This is a genomic window from bacterium, from assembly GCA_027622355.1.
Taxonomy (GTDB): Bacteria; UBA8248; UBA8248; order UBA8248; family UBA8248; genus JAQBZT01.
The window spans coordinates 1-9384 of sequence record JAQBZT010000095.1 but is presented as its reverse complement, the minus strand read 5'-3'; the positions used below and the strand labels follow the sequence as shown (position 1 = coordinate 9384).

Annotated in this window: 8 protein-coding genes; all 8 read left to right on the top strand. The window is 65.4% G+C overall.

What is annotated here, in order from left to right; translation table 11 throughout:
• Nucleotides 1–342: 342 nt before the first annotated feature.
• Nucleotides 343–564, top strand: coding sequence for a hypothetical protein (locus tag O2807_07245; GenBank protein MDA1000297.1), 222 nt, complete (start codon nucleotides 343–345; stop codon nucleotides 562–564).
• Nucleotides 565–938: 374 nt separating this feature from the next.
• Nucleotides 939–1973, top strand: a complete 1035-nt coding sequence (locus O2807_07240; GenBank protein MDA1000296.1) for a FeoA domain-containing protein — start codon at nucleotides 939–941, stop codon at nucleotides 1971–1973.
• Nucleotides 1970–4219, top strand: a complete 2250-nt coding sequence (gene feoB, locus O2807_07235; protein ID MDA1000295.1) for a ferrous iron transport protein B — start codon at nucleotides 1970–1972, stop codon at nucleotides 4217–4219. Before O2807_07240 ends, feoB begins: the two co-directional genes overlap by 4 nt.
• Nucleotides 4220–4411: 192 nt before the next feature.
• A complete protein-coding gene (gene fusA, locus O2807_07230; GenBank protein MDA1000294.1) occupies nucleotides 4412–6460 on the top strand; it encodes an elongation factor G in 2049 nt (682 codons plus the stop codon).
• 69 nt (nucleotides 6461–6529) lie between these two features.
• Nucleotides 6530–6790 carry a hypothetical protein gene (locus O2807_07225; GenBank protein ID MDA1000293.1) on the top strand — a complete coding sequence of 87 codons (261 nt, stop codon included), beginning with the start codon at nucleotides 6530–6532 and terminating at the stop codon, nucleotides 6788–6790.
• A gap of 221 nt (nucleotides 6791–7011) precedes the next feature.
• Entirely contained in the window at nucleotides 7012–7239 is a 228-nt protein-coding gene (locus tag O2807_07220; protein MDA1000292.1) for a hypothetical protein, read from the top strand.
• 183 nt (nucleotides 7240–7422) lie between these two features.
• On the top strand, nucleotides 7423–8328 hold the full coding sequence (locus tag O2807_07215) for a fumarylacetoacetate hydrolase family protein (protein MDA1000291.1): 906 nt from the start codon (nucleotides 7423–7425) through the stop codon (nucleotides 8326–8328).
• The coding region (locus O2807_07210) for a mandelate racemase/muconate lactonizing enzyme family protein (GenBank protein MDA1000290.1) at nucleotides 8325–9384 on the top strand (1060 nt) is incomplete at its 3' end. The genes O2807_07215 and O2807_07210, both read left to right, overlap by 4 nt.

Below are 9384 nucleotides of genomic sequence, written 5' to 3'. Positions count from 1 at the left end.
TTTTCGGTGGATTCTGGAAAGAGAATAAAAAACGAAAATATCTTGACGCCAACAGATTTTCGTAGTATATTCGTTTTATGAATTTTGTGGAATATTCCGCATATATCGGTGGTTCTATTCTATGGAAGTACTATATATAGTATTAAGGGGCGCCGTGGCGCTCCAGGTTCCAGCAGGAGGCGTGGGGACGCCGAGCCGCCGGGGCCGATTTCAAAAGACCGGGATATGCCCGGCCACCGATCGGTCGGAGTGGTACCGAGGGATATTGAGGCTTTTTCGTGAAGGTAGCTGTCTGGCCGGTTGCCGCCAGAGATGAAGGGGTTGTGTGGAGGAGGGCTGAAGATGCCTGTGAAGCCGCAAAAATCCATCCATCGCGCATGCATGGGGAATCTCTGGAATTACCTCCGCGGGGAGATTCCCTACGAGGAATGGCTCCAGCACCAGGATGAACTCGAAAGCCGCCTGACCCCGGCGCCGGAGCTTCCCTTCGAGGAAGCCGAGCTGGTTTCCTCCTCCCGGCCCGGGCATGGAAAGCAAAGAGCCGAGCGCTCCAAGGCCGCCTGATCCCACCGCCCGGGTACGCTCGGCGCCCCTCCGTCCGGGACCACCGGCCGCTTCTCTCACCCGCCTGCGTCCCCCTATTATTTTAGGGGGACGTTTTTTTTGCCGATAACTCCGGCTGCTAAACAGACCCAGAGCTATTTTTTTGGGGGCGGCGGCGGTATTTCTCTTGCCCCTCGTTGACAACATCATTTTATCCAGTAATTATGAGAGAAAAGGGATAATCCCGCTTACTTTTATTTCATGGGACATCCTCTTTGACGGCGCAGTTTCGCCGTCATCTGTGGACAAATGTTCCGGTTTTGCGTGATTTTGTTTTGAGGAAGCGCGAGGAAGCGCGCTGTCTGCTTTATGCGAGATTTATTTGAGGTGTATCCATGACCCAGCCGCTTTGGGCGCTTTCCATCGCCATGGCCGTAGGCGTGTTGGCCGTTGTGCTGTTTTGGCCCATGCGGGGGATCTTCTGGCGCGTCTTGCACTCGTTTCGAGCGAGCGAGCGCGTCCTGATCGAGGATGCGCTGAAACATATCCACGACTACGAGTACCACCAACTGCCCGCCACGCTCCATAGCCTCTCCGGTGCGGTATCCATTTCCGGGAACCGGGCGGCGGCCTTGCTGGAGCGCCTCGAGAATCTCGAGCTGATTTCCTTGTCGGAGGGGGGCTACAAGTTGACGCCCAGCGGGCGCATCTACGCCCTGCGCGTCATCCGCGTGCACCGTCTGCTGGAGCGCTACTTCTCCGACCAGACGAGCCTGGATGCGGCCGAATGGCACCGGCGGGCGGAGTATCACGAACACCGCACCTCCCCCGAGGAGATAGAAGCGCTTTCGGCCCGGATGGGAAATCCCCGCTTCGATCCCCATGGCGATCCCATCCCGACGGCGCATGGCGACATTCCACCGCTTCAGGGCCTGCCGCTGACAGACCTGTCCGTGGGACAGTTGGCCTCCATCGTCCATGTCGAGGATGAGCCCGAGGCGATTCACGCGCAGCTGGTCGCAGAAGATCTGCATCCGGGCATGCAGGTGCGCATTATCGAGAGCGGGCCCCAGCGAATCCGGTTCGAGACGGAGGTAGAGGAGTATGTTCTCGCCCCTGTCGTCGCAGCGCATCTGTGGGTGCTGCCCCTGCCCAAAGAGCAGGGAATGAAGGGTCCCTTCCGGCATCTTTCCGTGATTCAGCCCGGCGAGCGGGCGAAGGTAATCGGTCTCTCGCCGAATTGCCGCGGAGCCGAGCGTCGGCGTCTCTTGGACCTGGGCGTCATTCCCGGAACGGAGATCACCTGCGAAATGAAAAGCCCCGGCGGCGACCCCGTCGCCTACCGTGTGCGGGGTGCCGTCATCGCGCTCCGGAAGGAACAGGCCGATCTCATTCAGATTGAAGAAGTCAAGGAAGGAGTAGTTTCATGAGTCAAGTGGTATCTGAGGCTTGCGCGGCCTGTCCCGTACACAACGCCGCGAACCTCGTCAAGCTTGGCGTCAACATGCAGAACTGGGACTACGTGGTGGCGCTGGCCGGAAACCCCAATACGGGCAAGAGCACGGTTTTTAACGCACTGACGGGTTTGCGGCAGCACACGGGCAACTGGCCGGGCAAGACCGTCACAAGGGCCGAGGGCGGCTTCACGTTCGGCGGCCACCGCTACAAGCTCGTCGATCTGCCCGGCACCTATTCACTTCTCTCGACCAGCCACGACGAGGACATCGCGCGCGATTTCATTTTGTTCGGGCAGCCCGATGTCACGGTGATTGTAGCTGATGCGAACCGCCTCGAGCGCAACCTCAACCTTGTTCTCCAGGTGCTCGAGATCACCGATCGCGCCGTCGTCTGTCTGAACCTGATGGATGAGGCGAAACGGCACGGCCTGGAGGTGGACGAACGCCGCCTCTCCCGCGATTTGGGGGTTCCCGTGGTGGCGACTTCGGCCCGCTACGGGGAGGGTATGGATCGGCTGAACCAAGCCATCTCCGAGGTGGCGAACGGGGAGTTCGTCTGCAAACCGCGCCGGGTGGGCGGGCAGTCGCCGGCCCTGAAGAGCGCGGTCGGCCGTGTGAGCAGACAGCTGGAGACGCTCTTTCCCAAGTTGCCGAATGCCCAGTGGGCCGCCCTGCGGCTCCTCGATGGCGATGCCCGCATCACCGAGGCGATCCGCACGGGGGAGCTCGGCGACATCCAGGCCATGGAGGCACGGAGCGCCGAACAGGATGCGGTCCCGGCGACAGTGGAGAGCGTCCGCCGAGCCGAGTCGCTTTTGTCGAAAGTGTCCCATCTGCGCTGGCAGCTGGGGGCCGAATTCCATGAGGTACTCACGGAAACCATCTACACCGAGGCGGCGAAGGTGGCAGACCGCGCCGTGCGGCGGAGCGGAGAGAAGCCCCGCTTCGATTTTGACCGCACTCTCGACCGGCTGGTGACGAGCCGGCTGTGGGGCTTCCCGATCATGGTTCTTCTTTTGACGGCGGTTTTTTGGACCACCATCGCCGGCGCCAACGTGCCCTCGGCGATGCTGGCCTCGTTTTTGCTCGACACCGTCCATCCGATGCTCAAGGGGGCGGCCGCAGCCATGGGAGTTCCCTGGTGGCTGGGCGGGTTCCTGATCGACGGGGTGTATCTGGCCACCGCCTGGGTGATCGCCGTCATGCTCCCCCCGATGGCGATCTTCTTCCCGCTCTTCACGCTGATGGAGGATTTCGGCTATCTGCCGCGCGTGGCGTTCAACCTTGATTATCTGTTCAAAAAGGCGGGCGCGCACGGAAAGCAGGCGCTGACCATGGCGATGGGCTTCGGATGCAACGCCGCGGGCGTCATCGCCACGCGGATCATCGAGAGCCCCCGCGAGCGGCTGATTGCGATCATCACGAACAACTTCGCTCTCTGCAACGGAAGATGGCCGACCCAGATCCTGATTGCGGCGATCTTCATCGGCGCCCTGGTGCCCTCCTATCTGGCGGGCCTGGTATCGGCGCTGGCGGTGGTGTCCATCGCCTTGCTGGGGGTGGTGTTCACGTTCCTGGCATCCTGGCTGCTCTCGCGCACCATCCTCCGGGGAGAGGTGTCCACCTTCAGCCTCGAGCTGCCGCCCTACCGGCCGCCGCGGGTCCTGCGGACGCTCTACACCTCGCTGATTGACCGGACGATCTATGTGCTCTGGCGGGCGGTGATTTTCGCGGCACCGGCCGGTGCGGCCATCTGGCTCATCTCGAACATTCCGGCCGGCGGCACCAGCCTGGCCGGGGTGCTCATCGGCTGGCTCGATCCGTTCGCTTTCCTGATCGGGCTGAGCGGGGTCATTTTGCTGGCCTATATCGTCGCCATCCCCGCGAACGAGATCGTGATTCCGACCATCCTGATGCTGACGGTTCTGGCGAAGGGCATTCCGGGCATGGGAGAGGGCGCGGGCGTCATGTTCGAGCTCGACTCCGAGGCGGCCACGGCTTCGCTTCTGAAGGCCGGTGGCTGGAATCTGCTGATGGCGGTAAACCTGATGCTCTTCAGCCTGGTGCACAACCCGTGCTCGACGACCATCTACACCATCTGGAGGGAAACGCGCAGCGGAAAGTGGACGGTGGTCGCCTCGCTGCTTCCGGTTGCCATGGGAATTCTCCTTACCTTCCTCGTGGCCCAGGTCTGGCGGATTGTGAGTCCGGCGCTCTAAACCGGCAGCCGGCATAAAGAGGTTCTCCTGTGCGGCCCCTCCACTCTGTGGGGGGGCCGCTTTGATCCGGCGGGCCCCCCACGTCTGGAGGGCCGCATCTGCACCGCCTGGGCATCCCCCGCTTCCCTGCCGCCGCGCTTCGCAGTACCCTTTACGGGCGTATCCTGTGAATCCAGCCCCGTGAGGTAGACGATGAAGCGCCCCCCGCTGGAGATGCGCCGCAACTTTGGCATCATCTCCCACATCGACGCCGGAAAAACGACCACCACCGAGCGGATACTCTTCTACAGCGGCACCGTCCACCGCATCGGTGAAGTGGACGAAGGCCAGGCCACCACCGACTGGATGGCCCAGGAGCGGGAGCGCGGCATCTCGATCACCGCGGCCGCCATCACCTGCCTCTGGGGCGATTACGAAATCACCCTCATCGACACCCCCGGCCATGTGGATTTCACCATCGAGGTCGAGCGCAGCCTCCGCGTCCTCGACGGGGCGATCGCCATCTTCAGCGCGGTAGAGGGGGTCGAGCCCCAGAGCGAGACCGTCTGGCATCAGGCCGAGAAGTTCCGCGTCCCCCGCCTCACCTTCATCAACAAGCTCGACCGGCTCGGGGCGGACTTCGAGCGCACGATCGGGATGATGCGCGAGAAGCTGGGCGCCCGGCCCGTCCTCATGCAATGGCCCGACGGGGAGGGGAGCGCCTACACGGGGCAGGTGGACGTGCTCACCGGCGATTACCTCACCTGGAGCGATGCGGACGAGGGCCGGTCGCTTTCGCGCCGCCCCGCCGAGGGGGCGCTCAAGGAACGCGCCGCCGCCCTGCGCGATGCGCTCATCGAGGCGGCCGCCGATTTCGACGAAGCACTCATGGCCGCCTATCTCGAGGGCGGCGAGGTGAGCGAGGCGATGCTCAAGCGCGCCCTCCGCAAAGGGACCCTCGCGGGGGCGCTCACCCCGGTCTTTTGCGGCTCCTCGCTGAGGAACCGCGGGGTGCAGCCCCTCCTCGACGCCGTGGTGGACTATCTGCCCTCTCCCCTCGATGTCCCGTCCGCCGTGGGGCGCCTGCCCGAGGAGAAGGGCGGCGGCGAGGCCGTCCGCCCGGCCGAGGCGGACGCTCCCTTCGCCGCTCTCGTCTTCAAGGTCCAGATCGACGAGGGAAGGCGCCTCACCTACCTGCGCGTCTACAGCGGGCAGGCCAAGGTGGGCGATTCCGTCTGGAACCCCGCCCGCGGCGCGAGCGAGCGCCTCGCCCGCCTCTTCCGCATGTATTCCCACAAAAGGGAGCGCATCGAGGCCATCGGGGCGGGGGACATCGTGGCCGCCGCGGGGCTCAAGGGCGCCGCCACGGGCGATACCCTCTGCACCGAAAAAGATCCCATCCTCTTCGAGTCCATCTCCGCGGCCCCGCCCGTGATCTCGGTCGCCATCGAACCGCGCGACGCCACCGGCGCGAAAAAGCTGGGCGAAACCCTCGACAAGCTCGAAGCCGAGGACCCGACCTTTCACGCCACCCGCGACGAGGGGAGCGGCCAGATCGTCATGAGCGGGATGGGCGAGCTGCACCTCGACGTGCTGGCCCGGCGCATCCTCGATGAGTTCGGCGTGCCCGTCCGCATCGGAAGGCCCCGCGTCGTCTACCGCGAGACGATCAAAAAGGCCGCCGAGGCCGAGGCCGTCTTCGACCGTGAACTCGGGGGCAAGCCCCAGTTCGCCCGCATTCGGCTTCGCGTCTCGCCCGCCCCGGGGGCCGGCGTCACCCTCGAAAACAGCGTGCCCGCGGGCGCGGCCCCCGCCCACCTCATCGCCTCCGCCGAGGCGGCCCTCCGCGCGGCTTCCAGCAGCGGCTACCTCGCCGGCTACGAGATGACCGACATCCGGGTCGAGCTCATCGAGGCCCATACCGACGAGCGGGGCACCGAGGCCGCCTTCGGCATCGCCGCCGGAAATGCCTTCGGCGAGGCCTGCCGCGCGGCCGGGGGGCAGCTCCTCGAGCCCGTCATGGCGGTCGAGGTCGCCACCCCCGAGGAATTCACCGGCGCCGTCATCGGCGATTTGAACGGGCGGGGCGGCCGGGTCGGCGGCATGGAGGAGCGCGGCGGCACCGCCCAGATCGTCCGCGCCCAGGTCTCCCTCGCCCAGATGTTCGGTTACGCCACCGCCCTGCGCTCGGCCACCCAGGGCCGCGCCACGTACACCATGGCGTTTTCCCACTACGAAGCCTGCGAGATGGCGGGGGGGTGAGGGCGCCCTCAACTCTTCCCCCTCCCGAGCCGATAAGAGAGATAGCGTTTTTTTTCAGGAGGCTTTTTCATGCCAGGGGTTCAATTTCATGCGAGCTTTCATTCGCACTCGGCCGAGGCGCGGGCGACGACGACGGCGGGGGCGATGGCGCGTTTCGGCCGGGAGGTCGAGAAAGTGCGCTCGGAGATGAAGCAGCTTGCCGCCGCGCAGCCGGTGGCCCCGGAAATTGTCCTGCCGGAGCTGCCGGAAGTTACCCTGCCGTACCTGCCGGAAGTTACCGTGCCGGATATTGGGGGAAATCGCGGCGGGAGCGTCAACGCGAAGGCCTGATTTTTTCCTCTTTCCGGCATTTCCGTTTTTCCTTTTCCCTTAAGCTGTGTCTCGCGGCGCGTTGTCTCGCCTTTTGTCTCTGAGACAGCCTGGGCCCCGGCCCGGTTTTTCTTCCCCTTGTTTTCCTCCGTGTTTTTCGCTTCGCCGGAATGGCACGCCTTGTGCTTTTCTCTTGCCTTGAATTCGGGAGTCTGCCCGTTGTCCCAGAAGGAGGAAGCCAGATGGTGGATGCGATCCGCGCCGAGGTTCCGGCGAATTTTACGCCGCGCGAGGCGAGCGCCCCGGCCGCGTCGCAAGAAGCCTCGGGCGCGCGCTTTGAGGCGGTGCGGGACGCGGAGCGCAACGCGCCGGGCGCCGTCCCCCCGGTTTCCGAGCTCGCCGCCGCCGATCGAAGTGCGCCCCCGCCCCCGGAGCAGGAGAGGGGAAGGAGTGTGAGCGTTCGGGCTTGAATCCCTTTCTGCCGCGCCCTCTGCCGGATGCGCATCCGGCGGGGGTTTTTTTTGTCTTTTTTCCCGGGCCATTCCGGTTGACGGGGGGCGGGCGCGGGCCGGATGATGAGGGCTTCTGAATGATACCGGCATGCATGGTCAGGGGGCGCGCTCCGCTCCCGGCACAGGAAGGGAGAGCGGCGAATGAAGCTTGTGACGATGGAGATCGTGGAGGGGGGCGCCGCCCGGGAGAGCATCGGGGTGGTGCTCTCGGGGGATCGGGTGCTCGATCTGGCGGGGGCATCAAGCGCGATTGCGCCCGACATGGTGGCTTTTCTCAGGATGGAGGAGGTGGGCCTTGCTCTGGCGCGCGCGCTGGCGAAGGAGGCCGAAGGCGGCGGCCACGCGGCGCACGTGCGGCCGCTCCCGGCGGTGCGGCTGCTCGCCCCGGTTCCCCGGCCGCCCAAGTTCATCCACGCGGGGCGGAATTTCCACAAGCATCTGGAGGAGTCGAAGAGCGCGATGCCCAAGCAGATTCCGGTGGCGCCGCGGTTCACCTGCACGATCATCGGGCCCGATGCCCCGATCATCTATCCCTCGTTCACGAAGCAGCTCGACTCGGAGGCCGAGATCGTGATGGTGATCGGCAAGCGCTGCCGCAACATCTCCCGCGAGGAAGCCTACGATGTGATCATGGGCTACACCCTCTACAACGACGTGACGGCGCGGGACGTGCAGGCGGACGAGGTGCGCGGCGGGCTGTTCCTCTCGAAGAACCTGCCGGGGATGAACGCCATCGGCCCCTGGATCGTGACGGCGGACGAGGCGGGCGACCCGCAGAAGATGGAGATCATCGGCCGGGTGGACGGTCACGAGCTGCAGCGCCAGAGCCTCTCCCAGATGATCTTCGACATCCCCCATATCATCTCCTACCTCTCCCAGATGGGGCTTGAGCCGGGCGATCTGGTCTCGACCGGAACGCCGGAGGGCTGCGCCATCTTCCGCCCCGACGCGGAGCGCTACCTGCTCAAGGTGGGGAGCGTGGCCGAGGTGGAGTCCGGGCCCCTCGGGGTGCTCCGCAATCCGGTGGTGGCGGAGAGCGGCGCATGAAGATCACAGGGGTCGAGGCCTACGTTCTCTCCGCCCCCCAGCCGGAGCGGGAGTTCTGGGTCAGCTGGAAGCCGGTCTTCTCGGTGAACGAGCTGGTGGTGAAGGTCCACACCGATGCGGGCGTCACCGGGGTGGGGCTGGGGACGGCCGGGGTGCCGGTGCGCGGGGCGGCCGAGCTCTTCGCGCGCGGCTTCGGCGAGACGATCCTCCAGAAGGACCCGTTCGATCCGGCGCCGGTTCTGGAGAAGCTGCTCGGGATGACCTACGGGCCCGAGGCCTCGCGGCGGGGCTGGGGCCGCTCGGCGGTCGTGACGGCGGCGGCGGCGGTGGACAACGCCCTCTGGGACATCAAGGGAAAGGCCGAGGGGAGGCCCCTTTATCAAATGCTGGGCGGCAGTGAGAGCCGGGCGCGCACCTATGCGGGCGGGGGCTACTACCGCGAGGGGAAGGGCGTCCGCGAGTTGGTGGCCGAGATGGAGCGCTCCTACGACATGGGGCACCGTGCCTTCAAGATGAAGGTGGGCGGGCTTGCGCTGAAGGAGGATGTGGGGCGGGTGGCCGCCGTCCGCGGGGCGATCGGCCCCGAGTGCGCTCTGGCGGTGGATGTGAACGGCGCCTGGGGTTTCGAGGAGGCACTGCGGGGGGCCGAGGCTCTTCAGGAATTCGATCTGGCCTGGCTGGAGGAGCCCCTGGGTTGGCGCGAGGCCAAGCGCTCGCTGCCGAAGCTGCGGAAGTCCTGTCCCATTCCCATCGCCGAGGGACACGGCGAGGTCACGGTGTCGGACTGTCTGCTCCTCATCGAGTCGGGGGCGGTGGACTACATCCAGTTCGACGCGACCAAGTTCGAGGGGGTGACCGGGAGCCGGGAGATCGTGGCGTCGGCCGAGGCGGCGGGCCTTTCCTTCATCCCGCACCACGATCCGCAAATCCACGCCCATCTCGTGGCGGCGAGCCCGGCGGGCTTCATGTGCGAGAGCCACGCCGATCCCGAGCGCGACCCGGTCTGGTTCGAGCTTTTCGAGGGCGAGCCCGAACTGAAGGAGGGCTGGCTGTATC

Coding starts and splice junctions, on each gene's coding strand:
- O2807_07245 (MDA1000297.1), top strand. CDS start 343: ATGCCTGTGAAGCCGCAAAAATCCATCCATCGCGCATGCATGGGGAAT.
- O2807_07240 (MDA1000296.1), top strand. CDS start 939: ATGACCCAGCCGCTTTGGGCGCTTTCCATCGCCATGGCCGTAGGCGTG.
- feoB (MDA1000295.1), top strand. CDS start 1,970: ATGAGTCAAGTGGTATCTGAGGCTTGCGCGGCCTGTCCCGTACACAAC.
- fusA (MDA1000294.1), top strand. CDS start 4,412: ATGAAGCGCCCCCCGCTGGAGATGCGCCGCAACTTTGGCATCATCTCC.
- O2807_07225 (MDA1000293.1), top strand. CDS start 6,530: ATGCCAGGGGTTCAATTTCATGCGAGCTTTCATTCGCACTCGGCCGAG.
- O2807_07220 (MDA1000292.1), top strand. CDS start 7,012: ATGGTGGATGCGATCCGCGCCGAGGTTCCGGCGAATTTTACGCCGCGC.
- O2807_07215 (MDA1000291.1), top strand. CDS start 7,423: ATGAAGCTTGTGACGATGGAGATCGTGGAGGGGGGCGCCGCCCGGGAG.